The organism is Bacillus sp. GS3m_15504 (assembly GCF_055825275.1).
Window position 1 is genome coordinate 3,510,833 of record NZ_JBVVNL010000001.1, and the last position, 14,531, is coordinate 3,525,363.

Genomic DNA, 14,531 nt, shown 5'->3' on the forward strand with positions numbered 1-14,531 from the left:
ATATAGACTTTATATGGAACTAATTTTCATTCGTAAAGTTACATTATATATAATTTCTTCTTTTATATAAAATTCATTGCTCACAAAAAAACTACCGAAAGAGAATCTTTCGGTAGTTTTACTGTATTAGCGATATAAGCGAACAGCACCTGCAGAATTATCATCAGCTTGTCCTACTACTTCAAACTTCAGGCCAAGATTTGGTAAAATACGTCCTGCATCTGGAATCTGTTGATTAATATACGTTTTCGAATCATCAAACTTCGGTACACCCGCTAAGCCATTATACGTATACGTTCCACGCGTTGGAGATACAACTTTCCAAGCTGGCGTTTTATCGAATGAGAACGCCGCATCAGCGATTTGGAATCGTGTACTACTTTCAACTGTCGGCTTACCATTTAAAGTTCCTACAATTGCTTCTGGGTGAGAATCGACTACACCAAGGAAACCGTGTCCTGGATGTACACCAACCCAGTTATCTGTGTAAGCTGAATCTGCATACCATACAACCATACCAGTGTTATATTCTGGGCCGCGAGCAAATTTCAATGCGTTATCAGAACCAGCATAGTTTCTCCACTCAACATAGTAGTTATGGCTCTTCTTCTCTGTTCCGTTAGAAACAGCAAAACCATCTAATTTGAATTGTGGTGTCCCTTCTGCATCATCAGAGAATACTACTTTACCATCTACTGTTAATGAAGCATTATCAAGTAGGAAACCGTTTAATGCTAAACCACCATCAGTAATGTAATCAAATGTTAATTTTACTTTCTTACCTTTGAATTGGCTTAAATCATATGATTTATCAATCCATTTTCCATTTGTCGAATCTGCATTTCCATTATTTGCTTTCTCACCAAGTCTTTCGATTAACGTTTGTTGACCATCTTCTGTTACAGCGTGTACTTCAAGGAAGTCATACTCTGCTTCAATTTCATATAATGATTTAAAATCAAATTTTGCAGTCGTTGCATTCGTTAAATCGAACAGTGGTGTTTCCAACTTCGTATGAAGATCGTCACCTTTTGTACTGTAGTAATACTGTTTTCCGAATGCTGGATCAATTGTTTTTATATCTTTATCCGGTAAGTTAACACGAATCATACCTGGACGGTTCGTTTTCGTAACACTTTGGTCTAAATATGTTGCTAGACCGATACCTTTATTTAATTTCTCGTAATCTACTTCTACGATATTTGCCCAGTTACCACCAATTGTTTTTTGGAAAAACTCTTTATTTTGTGGTGAGAAACTTGTTGGCGTCGTTCCGGCGATTTTACCTGCCCAGCTTCCGCCGCTCATAATAGACCAAGCTTGAACTGGTTCACCATGACCGCTATATTGTGTATCATACTCATCTGGTAAACCTAAATCATGACCATATTCATGTGCGAATACACCGACCGCGCCATCTTCTGGTTCAATTGTGTAGTCAAACGCTGCCATCTTTCCACCCCAATATGGAACTTTCGCTTGCGTGCCTTCAATTGGGAATGGTTTTGGTCCAACTGTCCAGCGATGTGACCAAATTGCATCGTCACCTAATTTACCACCACCAGCTTCTTGTCCAACTCCTGCATGAATAATCATTAAGTGGTCAATTAAACCATCTGGTTGATTTTTATTTCCATCACCATTTACATCATATTGGTCAAATTGATCAAATTCTGATAAATCAAGACCGCTATCTACAGCAGCTTTTAATGCATCTTTTACTAAATCACGTGGTCCTTTTGGTCCTTTATTATCATGACCAGTAGCAGCATCTGCACCGTAATCAGCAGCTTTACCAGGAACTGTTAACCATTTTGTAACTGTTCCATCTACTGTATAACTACCACCAGATTGCTCTTCGTAATATTGTTTAAACGTTTCGATTTTACTTCCATCATCTAATGTGAATGGCTCGTCACCGAATAACATTTTTTCATAATGTTCTTTGTTAAAGTCTTCCGAATACATATAACCAGGCTCTTTATCAATATTGTTATGTTTAAAGTCAGCGTACTCTACAAGTAAAACAAGTACTTTATCTTTACGTACATCACCATTGTACGCTTTTTGCTTCGCTGGAGATGTTGGTACTTTACCATTTAGACCACCTCTAACTGGTCCTGTCGCTGCAGGTGTTCCTGTTGCAGGTTTATCTAACTTTTCTTTCGTATCTGCTTTCGCATCTTTCACTTTCTTTAAAAAGTCAGATGCTTCTTTCGTAAGTGGGTCCCCATTTGTTACTTCTTTCCCAGGATTTTCACCCTTTTTATTCTCTACATATTTTTCGACAGCTTTCTTTGTTTCTTTCTCTGAAGCCTTCGAATCAATTACCCCACGTTTTTTTAGCGCATCTGCTAAACGTTCTTCCGGAATTAAATGATCATCAACTGGACTCGTAGCTGTCTTATTCACAGGCGTTTCAGCATATACAGACTGGCCACCCGCTCCGAATGAAAGGCCTAATACAGCTGTCAAAGCGATTGATGATAAAACTTTGAACGGTTTCTTGTTCATCCCTTATTTCCTCCCCTAATAAATAATATGTATTACAAATTGAATTTTATTAAAAATTCAATATTTTTTCAATATTTAGTCATATTATGTAATGTTTTTAATATATTTGTAAAAATTCCATAGTTAGCATACGAGTATATCACAATTCAACAATGTTTTCTGAAAATATTGAAAATATTTGTCAGAAACTTTATAATCGCCATAGAGGGAGTTTAATGGGGATTTTATCTTTGTTTTATCTACAAAATATTTGATAATTCACTACATAAAAATACAAAATCCGATTGTATTATCACGTATTCTGTAGCAGCAGTTATGATTGATAATTAGGGAGGAATTACATTTGTACAAAGATAAGACTGACGCATTGGATCAAGAATGGATTGATTTAATACTTGAAGCTCTAGACGCTGGGATCGCCTTGCAAGATATCGAACATTTTTTCAAACGTATGAAGCCATCCAGCCAGGCTCAATAGGTTTGTTCTTTTTAACGAAGTTTATGTTATAATAATGACATCATAAGACAACTACATATTGATAGAAAGGTGCGCAAATATGATTGGAGAACGTATAAAACGCCTTCGTTTACAAAAAGGTATTTCATTAACTGAACTTGCCGAAAAAGCTGGCGTTGCTAAATCTTACATTAGTTCTATAGAACGAAATTTACAAAAGAACCCTTCCATTCAGTTTCTTGAAAAGATCGCAGCAGTTCTACAAATTCCAGTTGATACTTTACTTCATGATGAAACAACAAAGGAAGCTAACCTAGACTCCGAATGGACACAGCTCGTCAAAGATGCAATGAACTCTGGTGTCTCCAAAGAACAATTTCGTGAATTTCTTGAATTTACAAAATGGAAGCAAAATCAAAAATAATAATAGAAAGAAGTGCTTACAAACCGCACTTCTTTTTTCTTTATAAAAAAAAGCGGGGGATACCCGCTTTTTTTATTATTTTTCTTCTCCAGCTTCTTGGTTAGCATTGAATGTCCATTCTAAATTCAATGAATCACCTTGGAAGATATTTTGGTCTTTTCCATCATCTACAAATTCAAATTGTACCCATAAATAATCCTCGGTACCAGCTTCTAATCCACCCTTTTCCCCCCACTCAGGAGCAAAAATGTCTTGAGCTAAAAGATCTGGATCAGTTTTTTGTAAGTCTGCTAAAGTTGTTTCATATACAGGCTCACTTTGTTTATCCCAGTTCCAAAGGAATTTCACTTTAACGTGCTTACCAAAGTCTTCACCAGCATTATCACCTTTTGCATCTTTCACAGTATACTTTGTTGCTAGCTTAACGTCTTTAATTGTTAATGAACCGCTATTCTTTAATAAGAACTCTTTCTTAACAGAATCCCCTGGTTTTAAATCTTTAATATCTACAAGCGTTTTAGGGTCTAATGTAAGATCTAACGTCCCAGCTGCAAATGTATTGTTCGATACTTCTTTATCGCTAAAGTATGCGAATGTTCCTCCACCAATTAAAGATAACCCCAATGCTGCTGATGCAACTCCCATACCTAATTTCTTTTTCAGACTCACAATCAATTCCCCCTAGCTGTTTTTTATATTTTTTATTGCTATCTCTTATTTAAAATAAGAGATATAACTAAAGCTATATTAGCTTAGCTAATATTTGTTCTTTTTTAAAAACCTTATGTTCATTATAACGAACATACCTATATAAATACAACACATATTTATTAATCTTTTCAGTTATTTTCATTTCTCAATATTATTTAGAAATTTCAATAAATTATTGAAAAATAAAGAAAAAAATTTTGATTTTTGACCTATCTCCACTAATTAATAAACTTCGTCTATCTAACTACCTCTTATTGGCTAAATAAAATAAGCAAGACACGAAAAGAAGGTGAGTGATAGTGCTCTCTCACCTTTTTGTTTTATAATCTCTATCTGCTTGGAACGTTACTATAATTTACTTGCTATCTTTATTTTTTTGTTCTTCTTGTTTCTTACTCTCTTCTTGATTTTTTGCTTCCTCTTGTTTCTTCTTCTCTTCTAATTTTTTTGCTTCCTCTTGTTTCTTCTTCTCTTCTAATTTTTTTGCTTCTTCTTGTTTCTTCTCTTCTAGTTTTTTTGCTTCTTCTTGTTTCTTCTCTTCTAGTTTCTTTACTTCCTCTTGTTTCTTCTCTTCTAGTTCCTTTTGCTTCTCAGCCTCACTCACTTGTTTTGCTGTTTCATCTACTAGTAACTTCTCAAAATCTTGAATTTGTTTATCAATCGCCTGTAAATTTACTTCTTTATCAACATACTGACAGTTTTCTTTTACTATATGGAAGCCAGCATTCACATACGAGAATACTTGCTTATTCGATTCAGTTGTATGTCCTTTTAACTCTTCTTGTACTTGATTATAAGGTTCTTCTATTGATTTATATACTTTTTGTAACGATTCTCTCTCAGCAGCTATCTTCTCACGTCCTTGCTTCCATATAACAAGCGCCTGTTCTATCTCCTGAGTGGATTTAACATTTAATTTTGATTTCATCTCTTTATACTCATGCAAAATAACTTCCTTATGCTGCTTAGCTTGTTCTATTAATTGATCAACTGTTTTTGGAAAAATACTTGCTGTAGAAATAGTAGCCGCTACTTTCGTTTCATGAATGAAAGCTGCTTCTGTATAAGTCATCATTTGAGAGCCTAAATAAAAAGTAATAGAACACAAACATGGCAATATAAGCATCTTTTTGAATTTACGAGGTGGCTTCAGCATTTTAATCTCTCCTATCGAACAACTCGTTCTCTATCAAGAACTATATCTTTATTATAATAAAATGAATTACAAAATGATATAAAAATTATGTTTCTTTTTACATTTCACTTTTAGCAGAAAAAGAGACTATCCTTTTTGATAGTCTCTTTTTGTTGTCCTTATTATTTTGTTTCACCATCGCCTTGCTGTGCATCAAACGTCCAAGTTAATTGTAACTTATCGCCTTGGAATTCATTTTGATCTTTTTTATTATCAACGAATTCAAATTTCACTTTGAATTTATCAGATTTACCTGCTGAAATACCTTTTTCATCCCAGAACCAAGCAGCTAAATCGTTATTTACCGCAGTAAGTGTGTCACCCTTCAATTTATCAAGCGTTGTTTCTTTTACGATTGTTTCATGCTTGTCTACATTTTTTAAGAATGTTACTTTAATATGTTTACCAAAATCATCTTTATTATCTTTCTTCACATCTTCTACATTGTAATCTGTTTTTAGTAGTACTTTTTTAATATCTAATGTCCCTTTATTTTCTAATTTAAATTCTTTTTCAACTGTATCACCAGGTTTTAAATTCGATACATTAACAACTGTTGATGGATTTAATGCTAAATCAAGCGTACCAGTCGCAAATGTATTGTTTGACACTTCTTTATCACTGAAAAATGCAAACGTTCCTCCGCCAACTAATGCAGCCCCTAATACTGCTGATGCGATACCCATTCCTAATTTTTTCTTTAAAGTCATGTCCATATCCCCTTAATCTATATATTTGTCAACTTCCTAATCGGAAAGTATAACCAAACAAACTAGACGGATTGTTCTACTTTTTTCTCTTTCTTTTCTCCATCAATGCTACGAATCGCACTAAAAATAGTAATAGCGGAATAACCTAGTAAAAAGACTCCTGGAATAATAAGAAGCAAAGCTGCTCCCGCTTTTGAATTCGCATAATTTAATGCATACCCTGCATAAGGAACTGTAATATCTGCATATTTCCCAATAACATTCTCCGCAAGTACCGGTTCTAAATCTGGCCCGTTGTTGTTGTCTCCTTTTGTTTCATACATTACTTTTCCATTTGTATCTTTTACACCGATAATACGGTGAGTGATAATTTTTTCATCTTTCTCTTTAAAAGTAATAACATCACCTTTTTGATATTTAGAACCATCTTTCGTCGGCTCTATCGCAATGATTGATCCTGTTAAAAATGTTGGTTCCATCGATCCTGAAAGAACGCTCTTAAATTGATATCCCATCACCGTTGGATCACCACCGCTCGCTTTTGAAGAAATAACTACAAAAGCTAAGCAAACCATTAACGCAAATAAAACAAATGAGATAACGTTGCTAATCACCTTCCAAATTAATTTCATCGTTTCTCTCCCTCTCCGTTGTTTTATATTATTTGAAGTATGCAATATTCAGTTTCGTTCTTTAACGAGAACACAACTAAATAATATAACGAACATATTAGAAATGCAATAAGAAAATTTACAATTATTAGTTATTTTCAATATAAAAAAAGGACTGTGAAGAAGTCTCTTCACAGTCCTTTTAAACTAGTAATTTATTTTTCTTCTGATTTCATTCCTTTTGTATTTCGGCGTAGCACTACAAATAAAATGGCTCCAAATAATATGGCAGCACCTATTCCAATGCTTATTATTTTCACGTTTAATTCGTTTACTTCAGGCTCGATCGTATCTTTTTTAGGCATCGCAAAAGTAACGTCTTCTTTAGAAAGAACATTTACCGTCGCAATTGTTTGATTATTTTTCGTAATATCAACTGCACCAACTACTTCACCACGATGAATTCCTTTATGATATAAAGAATCTTTATCTAATGAAGCCGCCCGGAACGTCGTCTTCACATTTTTCCCTTCATCTTTCTTAAGCATTAGTTCTGCACTTTTTTCAAGCTCACTATCAATATCTTTATTTAAATACGTTGTCTTTTGATGCCAACTATGTTTATCCAGTACAGTTTGCTTCACAAATTGACCGAAAGAATAGTCCGCCATCTGCTTTAAATCTTCATAAATTTCAGGTCTTTGAGAAGCCATTACTACGTTTATAATACGATTTCCATCCTTCTCATTTAATAAAACGAGTGTATTGCGCGCTTCATTTGTAAAACCTGTCTTACCACCAATACTAAATGGATTTTCAAAATAAGTAGATTTATTAAAAATAGACACCGTCTGCCTAGATGTCGTAACTGTTGTTCTTTTCGTATTCATCGCTTGTAAAATTTCAGGATACTTTTGCACACCTCTCGTAATCATAGCCATATCATATGGCGTAGTATAATGATTCGGATCATGCAATCCGTTTGGTGTTACAAAATGACTGTCGGTAGCGCCTAATTGCTTCGCTCTCTCATTCATCATATTAGCGAAATTCTCAACACTTCCGCCAATACGCTCCGCAATCGCATACGACACATCATTTGCACTAAGCACCATTAAAATCATAAGTGCAGTATTTCTATTAATCGTCTCACCAGGTTGAAACTCAATTTGATAATTACTCTTCTCTTGATCTAATGCTAATTGTGAAAATGTAAATTGATCCTCTGGCTTCGTATGTTCCATAAGTAAAATCGCCGTTAACACTTTCGTCATACTAGCCGGAAATGCACGGTGATGTGCGTTTTTATCATACAAAATATCTCCAGTTTTCGCATCAATTGTAGTTGCAAACTGACTAAAAACATTTGGCCCTTCCTTAGGTGGTGGTGCCACTTGTTCTGGGTTCACCCCAATATTCGTCTCAGCACGTAACGTCATAGGTGTCAAAAAAAATAAACCAATAACGGTAATAAAAGCCAAAATTTTCTTAAAATTTACCATATGACTCTCCCTTTTCACTATACTCTCACAGCTTAAAAACTGCATCTACCAATCTATATGTAATTTGTATTAAATTGGAAGAACATTCACTGTTTTTTACTATATCATACTTTTACGATGAAGAACATAAATATACAATAAAAAATAAGAAAGAATTATTCTTTCTTATCCTTCTCATCAATCAATGAATCTATTAAATTTTGACTAGCTTCCTCAGGTGTAATCTCATCGGTCATCCCCATAAACGACCAACCTTTAGAATCGACCCACTCAACAAACTCTTGCAAAAACTCATCATGTGTAACATCCACATCAAGAATTGAGCCATTAATTGAAATCGTTCTATTTTTAGATACGCGCATCTTGAACGTTTTCCTTACCATTACGATAATTCTCCCTTTACTTTTGAATATTTATAAAATAATCTTGTATCTCTGTTATACATGATTTTAAGTAAATTGTAAAAAGGATATATTGGCCAATTTAGATATTGAAAATGGAAATCGCTTATCCTACATACCTCTCGTTCCATATACAAATGGTCATATTATTCAACAATTAAACCATTTAGATGAATAAGAAATCATGGCCTTTTGGAAGATATCATGCAAAATAGTATAATTTGAACAAGAGAACTAAAGCAGCTCCATTTAGCCAGACTCTTTCGTTGTAGACTTAGAGACCGATGCGAAAATTACTATTTGGTTCCTATTTCTATACATAATATCGCTGGAAAGAAGGTAGTACGGTGAAAACAACAGAAAATTTTACTGACAAGGCCGATATATATGCGAAACATCGCCCTAGTTATCCTAATGAATATATTGATTATTTGCTTTCGGCTAACGAACTAAATGAGAATCAAATTGTGGCCGATATTGGTTCAGGTACAGGGATATTTAGCCGCCAGCTGCTTGACAGTGGTTTACATGTTATTGGAGTTGAGCCAAATGATGACATGAGAAAAATGGCCGAACAATCGTTAAAACGATATCCTCGTTTTCAATCTATAAAAGCAACTGCTGAAAATACCACTTTGAAAGAAAATAGTGTAGATTTAGTGACTGTTGCTCAAGCATTTCATTGGTTTGATAAAGAAGCTTTCAAAATCGAATGCCAACGAATTTTGAAACAAAAAGCAAATGTTGCTCTTGTTTGGAATAGTAGAGATGTAACTAGTCCACTTATTAAAGAGAACGCAGAAATTTGCCAGAAAACCTGCCCAACCTTTAAAGGCTTTAGCGGCGGAATTGATGAAACTCCAGAAGTATTTAACAGCTTCTTCAAAGGTGGAAAGTATGAGTTTAAAGAATATCAAAATGATTTACTTTTTGATTATGAAAGCTTTTTAGGAAGGAATTTATCAGCATCTTATGCTCCGAAAGAAAATGACGAACAGTATAAAAACTTTATTTTTCTCCTATCAGAGCTATTCGAAAAATACAGTAAGAATGGAAAAATTGTTCTCCCAAACTTAACGCGAAGCTATATGGGCAACGTGTAAACAACCAGACATAAAGTAGAACTTTAATTAGCCCTCACCGATCGGGCGCGATCATTGCATAAACCTTAAATTTATAATGCAGTACACTATATTCAAAATTAAGCAAGCACACCCCCGTCCTAAATTCATAACGGGGTTATGCTTGTTTTAGGTGATGCAATGTAATAGCTTTATTATCTTTTTACAAAAAACTTATATTTTATCACACCAAATACACTTGACTTTATTAAAATGGAATATATTAGAAAACACCTTAAATTGAGGAGGAATTCAATGGCACGTTGTACACATTGTAAAACAAAATGGAAAGTAAAAGATGTATGGTCGATACTCGTGACATTTGAAAAAGATTGTCCGTATTGTTTCGGAAGGCAATACCTATCAAAGCAAACAATAAACACCATGCCAGAACTTTTAAGCTTACCTTTACACTTCTTATTCCCTTTTCTTGTTGATTTGAGTGATGAAGGTCCTTTAGATTGGTATCGAAAAAAATAATATAACCGCTCTATTTGAACCCACTTTTCATTACATTCTCTACTTATATATTCCTTAATACACTACTAAATTGACTCCAAATTCTTCCTGTTCAAAAGATTACTATAAAAATATTGTAAAATTTCAGTTAATTATATATAATTGTTTTAACATAATGATTAAAGATGCTGTTACATAAGCATTTTTGAAGATCCCGTAGCTCAGCAGGGAGAGCGCCACCTTGACAGGGTGGAGGTCGTGAGTTCGAGCCTCTCCGGGGTCATAAAACCTAATAGTATCAAGGATTGAGAGGGTATTCTCACAAGCTAAAACTGTGGAGGCCTCCATCAGACACCACAAGTTAACAGAGGACTAATTCTAGTCAGTAAACTAGCTAGCTCAGGGGGAGTCCTCTTTTTGTTTCCATAAAGCTGAGAAAGGACTGAAAAGAAAATGCTACTTAAGTTTGCTATGAAGGATTTCAAGGAGGAAAAAGAGTTCGCTAATCTGTCCCCTCGTACAATTGTAGTTAGCATACGAGCTGGAAAAATCTCTGAAACTCTTAGTTTTAATCTAGACGAATTAACTGAGGAGGTAAACAACGATACGTTTAATAGATAATACCTGCCGAGCCGACTCGAACATCCTAATTTAACGATACCCTACTTAGTACTTCTATACAAAAATAAAGCAAGGATTTCTCCCTGCTTCTGTTAATTTCTTTTATTGAGAAGATTAGCTACCAATATTTTTATCTGTCATTCTATACAATTTATATCTATTTTGCCCTCTTCTTTTTTCGATTTCTAAATATTACCTCTAACACTACTACTGCGATGAATCCTACAGTTAGTTGTAAACCTGTAAACAGAAGTTTAACATTTAGAGGGATATCAGGTGCACTCCACAGTAACGCTGGAGGAATAAGGATACCAATAATTACAATAATTCTCATTATCTTCCCCATTTTGTTTCTCCTATCATATCTTTAAGATTTACGTTTTTTTTTACAATTCTACTAATTTCTCACGTAGAACCAATTCACTCTCAGTCATATACCCTCTATGCATTTCCTCTACAATTTTATCATGATTAAAACATAATACTTTTTCATCACCTAGATAGCCTACTGGATAAGGAACACCCACATAATCAAAATCACGTTTATCTGCTGATACAATCATTCTTCCAATTATCATAATGACAGGTTCTACACCTTCTAGTTTCACTACTGTTCCGATTGGTAAAAGTTTCATTTATTTATTCCCCCTCTTATGTTATACATTATTTTTTTTTAAATTTACTATACATCCGTTCGTACATTTTATTAGTACCAAGTGCACAAGCTCCTAAAATAAGAACACCTATAATAAAGCCAACTTTTTTAGGTAATTCATAAGGAGACGTAATAGCAACTACAAGTAATATAGCAATTGCAACATATGTAATATATTTTCCAGCCTTAAATGGTTGCATATTAATATGCCCCTCTCTTAATCCTCAAATTTAATGGTACCACCTAATCCATAACCATCTCCAACATATAATCCCGTTTCTTTTCCTAATTTAAAGTCATAACCAAGTGTCCCCAAACCCAATTCACCTTTTACGACGACATCTTTATCTCCTATAAGAGGAACAAATTCTGGAATATGAAAGAGTTCCATCTCTACTTCATACTTATTTGTAGTAACTTCTGCTGCATTTTTTAGTGTATATTCGTCCACACCATACGCAAAGTTTCCTTCACCAAACTTTTGAGTAATTTTAATATCCTTCATCTCGAAGCCTGTAGGGGTAAGTATAGGAACTTTTGTGCTATATTCGTTCTCTAAAACTGAACCCTCCATCTTTGTACCAATAATATTCCCTTCAAATAAATCATCTTTAGCAGCATCAAAAGAATAAGGAATATTTACATCTACTTTTCCAGATAAGGCTTTCATTGTAAATTCCCCATTTGTCCCTACACTATTCTTTGCTTCCACCACTGCTCCCTCAAGCGTTCCACCAAATCGGTCTCCTTCTTTGTATTCTGCTTTCCCTTGCAAATACTCCACATCATTTTGAGATTTTGCTTTTGCTAACATATAATCCATTTGGTCTGCTTCGCGGAATTTCTTAGCAGAATGTTTGAGTTCTTCTGAAATTTTATCCAATAGATTATTAACTTCAAAAATCTTTGGTTTAGCTTCATTAAACATTTGATAGAAATTTTGACTTGTTGCACCTGTCCACTGAGACGCTATGTTTTCTGTTTGATTATAAAGATCTTTGTGCATATTGTCTAAAGTTTGTCTTATATCTTGTACCAACTTAGCAGACTGCTCCAAACGCTCTGGAGTAATTTTTATTAAGTCCATAAGCCTTTCCCCTTTTAAATTTATATATAGAATATTTTACCACAATAGAGTTATTGCAACTATAAATATTTTATATACTCTTAAAACTTCGAAATCTTTTTTCTCCTCAGGATTACCCTTACGGCACTTTGAAATTATAACTTATGCATTCGTGCTAACTCTGTAATATAACCTACTTTTTTTATCTTTTTAATAATAATTTCTGCCTGTCCAAATGTTCTTTGATTTATTTCTTCTCTTATTTGCTTCAATATTTCTCCCGTTTCATCTGGTCCTCTCACATCTATCACGACAGTCTGATGTGAACCTTCGGGCAAATGTTTCAATCTATCTTCAAACTGTTTTACTACAATATTTATTAATGAACGTCTACCACTAGATATCATAACATTGTAGTTTTTAGCTTCTATTAAAACAGTAAACATTTTTGGTTTTACTTTATTAAATCTCTGATAAAATTGTTCTCTACTCGCTCCATTCCATTGTGTAGCGATATTCTTAATTTGATTGTATAGGCCATTATGTAAATATTCTAATAATCCCCTGATGTTACTTACTGTCTTTGCAGTCTGTTCTAGCCGTTCAGACGTTACTTTTATCTATACTATACCATTCCTTCTTTACATATTGATTTATATGTTTCTTCATTATAAATAGCAAAATAAAACCCAGCAACTTTAAGATTGCTGGGTTATCTCTTATTTATATTCGAAAAGACAATCACAATTACCCCGAGCACATAATGCCCCGAAACCAGCCACACGCTCCGATCAAAAATCATAATTGACACCCAAAGCGATATATTAATACCAGCAAATAATACGTATAAAATGAAGTCTCTCTTTTGTAGCGCCCCTCTATTCATTACAATGTAGATTGCACCGATTGGTGGAAGGATAAAACAAAGGAAAAAGACAAACATTTTTCTTAACGACCATGGATATGAAGTTACTGTCTGCATAGGAATCTCCTTTTCACTTTATAGTACTTTTAACATTGGCCTCACAATTCTATATTCCTTACCATCAGGCTCCTTTATGATTAAAGGTGAGTGAGGACCTTTTTCTTCTTCTATCATTGTGAATACCTCTGTTTTTTCTTGTAGTGTGTTCGATTCACTGTTTTTAGTAGGCTTTTTACTTATCTCAATTTTCTTTGTTACTTCGCCTAGCCTTTGCCCGACTTCTTCTGCTTTGGCAGGTTCATGCGTTACGTAGTATTCCTGTCCCTCCCATACTAACATAGGTGGCACTTGTTCTCGTTTGTTACATATTATATAAGTAGTACTAGCTACAAGTAATAGACATGTTAATAAAAAGAAGATAGTTTTTTTATTCATATACTATTCTCCCTATCCATCATTTTATTAAATTATATAATATCCATCATATGTGGTAAAAGGATTTAGTGGGAATTTTCGGATTTTAAACTATAAAGAAAAACCTTACTTAAGTAAGGTTACATTTTTACATTCTATAGTGACCGATTTATTAAAACGATCATGATGATAATCGCTATAAACATAACAACTAAACAGCCGATCATTTTATAAAAGCCTCTTTTCGTTAACGTCCCACCTTGCACGTCTTTACGAATAAATAAGAATACGGCTAAAAATAATACAAGCCCAATGCCAAAAGCATACATCATTTGCATATGTTAATCTTCCTTTCTCTTTTCCATCTTAATATCTTTTTGCCAAAACAACAAATGAGATAAAGACGGTACTCATTGTGAGTGCCATAAGTATGTTCAGTAGTTCAACTGCAGATAGTGTAATAACGTTTAAGTTTAAGCCGATAGAGAAAAGAAGATAATATGCTGTTAACGCAAAAAAGCTGAAGAACATGCCTTTATAACGAATTAATTTCATCCGCTCGTCTTTTTCTTTAAATTGTGGATGTAAGTAGCTTAAGCAAAAACACATAATCATCATTGCGAGAACTGTATAAGTTGGAGTCGGTGGTGCTGAATGCGTCATTATCCCCGCAAATACCATAGTTCCACTCATAATAAAAAAAATAATTCCCATGATTAAAAAGTACTTTTGTGAATAGTTCATC

At 34.0% G+C, this 14,531-nt stretch carries 20 protein-coding genes and 1 tRNA gene; 5 read left to right on the forward strand and 16 right to left on the reverse strand.

Annotated elements, in window-relative coordinates; translation table 11 throughout:
- Positions 1-126 precede the first annotated feature (126 nt).
- Positions 127-2,514, reverse strand: coding sequence for a M6 family metalloprotease immune inhibitor InhA1 (inhA1, locus tag AC0L0O_RS18475; RefSeq protein WP_001035926.1), 2,388 nt, complete (start codon positions 2,512-2,514; stop codon positions 127-129).
- Between the two features lie 343 nt (positions 2,515-2,857).
- On the opposite strand from inhA1, the gene AC0L0O_RS18480 reads away from it, so the two are divergent.
- Positions 2,858-2,992 (forward strand): anti-repressor SinI family protein, encoded by a 135-nt coding sequence (locus tag AC0L0O_RS18480; RefSeq protein WP_000276214.1) that lies wholly within the window; start codon positions 2,858-2,860, stop codon positions 2,990-2,992.
- 79 nt (positions 2,993-3,071) lie between these two features.
- The gene (locus tag AC0L0O_RS18485; RefSeq protein WP_000578878.1) at positions 3,072-3,395 is read left to right on the forward strand and encodes a helix-turn-helix domain-containing protein; all 324 of its coding nucleotides are present in this window, start codon (positions 3,072-3,074) and stop codon (positions 3,393-3,395) included.
- A gap of 75 nt (positions 3,396-3,470) precedes the next feature.
- On the opposite strand, the gene calY is transcribed toward AC0L0O_RS18485, so the two are convergent.
- The 6 genes from calY to AC0L0O_RS18515 all read right to left on the reverse strand — a co-directional run bounded on the left by calY (position 3,471) and on the right by AC0L0O_RS18515 (position 8,507).
- A complete protein-coding gene (calY, locus tag AC0L0O_RS18490; protein WP_000053731.1) occupies positions 3,471-4,064 on the reverse strand; it encodes a biofilm matrix protein CalY in 594 nt (197 codons plus the stop codon).
- A gap of 397 nt (positions 4,065-4,461) precedes the next feature.
- Positions 4,462-5,262, reverse strand: a complete 801-nt coding sequence (locus tag AC0L0O_RS18495) for a DUF4047 domain-containing protein (RefSeq protein WP_001984385.1) — start codon at positions 5,260-5,262, stop codon at positions 4,462-4,464.
- Between the two features lie 161 nt (positions 5,263-5,423).
- The gene (locus AC0L0O_RS18500; protein WP_000172840.1) at positions 5,424-6,011 is read right to left on the reverse strand and encodes a CalY family protein; all 588 of its coding nucleotides are present in this window, start codon (positions 6,009-6,011) and stop codon (positions 5,424-5,426) included.
- Between the two features lie 62 nt (positions 6,012-6,073).
- On the reverse strand, positions 6,074-6,643 hold the full coding sequence (gene sipW, locus AC0L0O_RS18505; RefSeq protein ID WP_000767813.1) for a signal peptidase I SipW: 570 nt from the start codon (positions 6,641-6,643) through the stop codon (positions 6,074-6,076).
- Between the two features lie 194 nt (positions 6,644-6,837).
- Positions 6,838-8,124 carry a D-alanyl-D-alanine carboxypeptidase family protein gene (locus AC0L0O_RS18510; protein WP_428889290.1) on the reverse strand — a complete coding sequence of 429 codons (1,287 nt, stop codon included), beginning with the start codon at positions 8,122-8,124 and terminating at the stop codon, positions 6,838-6,840.
- A gap of 155 nt (positions 8,125-8,279) precedes the next feature.
- Entirely contained in the window at positions 8,280-8,507 is a 228-nt protein-coding gene (locus tag AC0L0O_RS18515; RefSeq protein WP_000251858.1) for a hypothetical protein, read from the reverse strand.
- Positions 8,508-8,872: 365 nt separating this feature from the next.
- Here AC0L0O_RS18515 and AC0L0O_RS18520 point away from each other — a divergent pair, with 365 nt between their 5' ends.
- The 3 genes from AC0L0O_RS18520 (at position 8,873) to AC0L0O_RS18530 (ending at position 10,388) form a co-directional block, all read left to right on the forward strand.
- Positions 8,873-9,628, forward strand: coding sequence for a class I SAM-dependent methyltransferase (locus AC0L0O_RS18520; protein WP_042511594.1), 756 nt, complete (start codon positions 8,873-8,875; stop codon positions 9,626-9,628).
- Positions 9,629-9,901: 273 nt separating this feature from the next.
- A complete protein-coding gene (locus AC0L0O_RS18525; protein ID WP_042511595.1) occupies positions 9,902-10,126 on the forward strand; it encodes a hypothetical protein in 225 nt (74 codons plus the stop codon).
- Positions 10,127-10,315: 189 nt separating this feature from the next.
- Positions 10,316-10,388 (forward strand) — tRNA-Val (locus tag AC0L0O_RS18530).
- Between the two features lie 495 nt (positions 10,389-10,883).
- Here AC0L0O_RS18530 and AC0L0O_RS18535 read toward each other — a convergent pair.
- The 9 genes from AC0L0O_RS18535 to AC0L0O_RS18575 form a co-directional block, all read right to left on the reverse strand.
- Positions 10,884-11,072 carry a hypothetical protein gene (locus tag AC0L0O_RS18535; protein ID WP_000516413.1) on the reverse strand — a complete coding sequence of 63 codons (189 nt, stop codon included), beginning with the start codon at positions 11,070-11,072 and terminating at the stop codon, positions 10,884-10,886.
- A 40-nt stretch (positions 11,073-11,112) separates the two neighbouring features.
- Entirely contained in the window at positions 11,113-11,361 is a 249-nt protein-coding gene (locus AC0L0O_RS18540; RefSeq protein ID WP_000771628.1) for a DUF4176 domain-containing protein, read from the reverse strand.
- A gap of 28 nt (positions 11,362-11,389) precedes the next feature.
- Positions 11,390-11,581 carry a hypothetical protein gene (locus tag AC0L0O_RS18545; protein WP_001182254.1) on the reverse strand — a complete coding sequence of 64 codons (192 nt, stop codon included), beginning with the start codon at positions 11,579-11,581 and terminating at the stop codon, positions 11,390-11,392.
- A 17-nt stretch (positions 11,582-11,598) separates the two neighbouring features.
- Positions 11,599-12,468 (reverse strand): WXG100 family type VII secretion target, encoded by an 870-nt coding sequence (locus AC0L0O_RS18550; RefSeq protein WP_042511597.1) that lies wholly within the window; start codon positions 12,466-12,468, stop codon positions 11,599-11,601.
- Between the two features lie 134 nt (positions 12,469-12,602).
- A complete protein-coding gene (locus AC0L0O_RS18555; protein ID WP_073806376.1) occupies positions 12,603-13,067 on the reverse strand; it encodes a WXG100 family type VII secretion target in 465 nt (154 codons plus the stop codon).
- A 92-nt stretch (positions 13,068-13,159) separates the two neighbouring features.
- Positions 13,160-13,429, reverse strand: a complete 270-nt coding sequence (locus AC0L0O_RS18560; RefSeq protein WP_428889288.1) for a hypothetical protein — start codon at positions 13,427-13,429, stop codon at positions 13,160-13,162.
- A gap of 18 nt (positions 13,430-13,447) precedes the next feature.
- The gene (locus AC0L0O_RS18565) at positions 13,448-13,807 is read right to left on the reverse strand and encodes a hypothetical protein (protein ID WP_001036561.1); all 360 of its coding nucleotides are present in this window, start codon (positions 13,805-13,807) and stop codon (positions 13,448-13,450) included.
- A gap of 134 nt (positions 13,808-13,941) precedes the next feature.
- Positions 13,942-14,124 (reverse strand): DUF3976 domain-containing protein, encoded by a 183-nt coding sequence (locus tag AC0L0O_RS18570; protein ID WP_001178298.1) that lies wholly within the window; start codon positions 14,122-14,124, stop codon positions 13,942-13,944.
- A gap of 28 nt (positions 14,125-14,152) precedes the next feature.
- Positions 14,153-14,530 (reverse strand): hypothetical protein, encoded by a 378-nt coding sequence (locus AC0L0O_RS18575; RefSeq protein ID WP_001109889.1) that lies wholly within the window; start codon positions 14,528-14,530, stop codon positions 14,153-14,155.
- Between the last annotated feature and the right edge of the window lies 1 nt (position 14,531).

Coding starts and splice junctions, on each gene's coding strand:
- inhA1 (WP_001035926.1), bottom strand. CDS start 2,514: ATGAACAAGAAACCGTTCAAAGTTTTATCATCAATCGCTTTGACAGCT.
- AC0L0O_RS18485 (WP_000578878.1), top strand. CDS start 3,072: ATGATTGGAGAACGTATAAAACGCCTTCGTTTACAAAAAGGTATTTCA.
- AC0L0O_RS18495 (WP_001984385.1), bottom strand. CDS start 5,262: ATGCTGAAGCCACCTCGTAAATTCAAAAAGATGCTTATATTGCCATGT.
- AC0L0O_RS18500 (WP_000172840.1), bottom strand. CDS start 6,011: ATGACTTTAAAGAAAAAATTAGGAATGGGTATCGCATCAGCAGTATTA.
- sipW (WP_000767813.1), bottom strand. CDS start 6,643: ATGAAATTAATTTGGAAGGTGATTAGCAACGTTATCTCATTTGTTTTA.
- AC0L0O_RS18510 (WP_428889290.1), bottom strand. CDS start 8,124: ATGGTAAATTTTAAGAAAATTTTGGCTTTTATTACCGTTATTGGTTTA.
- AC0L0O_RS18515 (WP_000251858.1), bottom strand. CDS start 8,507: ATGGTAAGGAAAACGTTCAAGATGCGCGTATCTAAAAATAGAACGATT.
- AC0L0O_RS18525 (WP_042511595.1), top strand. CDS start 9,902: ATGGCACGTTGTACACATTGTAAAACAAAATGGAAAGTAAAAGATGTA.
- AC0L0O_RS18535 (WP_000516413.1), bottom strand. CDS start 11,072: ATGGGGAAGATAATGAGAATTATTGTAATTATTGGTATCCTTATTCCT.
- AC0L0O_RS18540 (WP_000771628.1), bottom strand. CDS start 11,361: ATGAAACTTTTACCAATCGGAACAGTAGTGAAACTAGAAGGTGTAGAA.
- AC0L0O_RS18545 (WP_001182254.1), bottom strand. CDS start 11,581: ATGCAACCATTTAAGGCTGGAAAATATATTACATATGTTGCAATTGCT.
- AC0L0O_RS18550 (WP_042511597.1), bottom strand. CDS start 12,468: ATGGACTTAATAAAAATTACTCCAGAGCGTTTGGAGCAGTCTGCTAAG.
- AC0L0O_RS18560 (WP_428889288.1), bottom strand. CDS start 13,429: ATGCAGACAGTAACTTCATATCCATGGTCGTTAAGAAAAATGTTTGTC.
- AC0L0O_RS18565 (WP_001036561.1), bottom strand. CDS start 13,807: ATGAATAAAAAAACTATCTTCTTTTTATTAACATGTCTATTACTTGTA.
- AC0L0O_RS18570 (WP_001178298.1), bottom strand. CDS start 14,124: ATGCAAATGATGTATGCTTTTGGCATTGGGCTTGTATTATTTTTAGCC.
- AC0L0O_RS18575 (WP_001109889.1), bottom strand. CDS start 14,530: ATGAACTATTCACAAAAGTACTTTTTAATCATGGGAATTATTTTTTTT.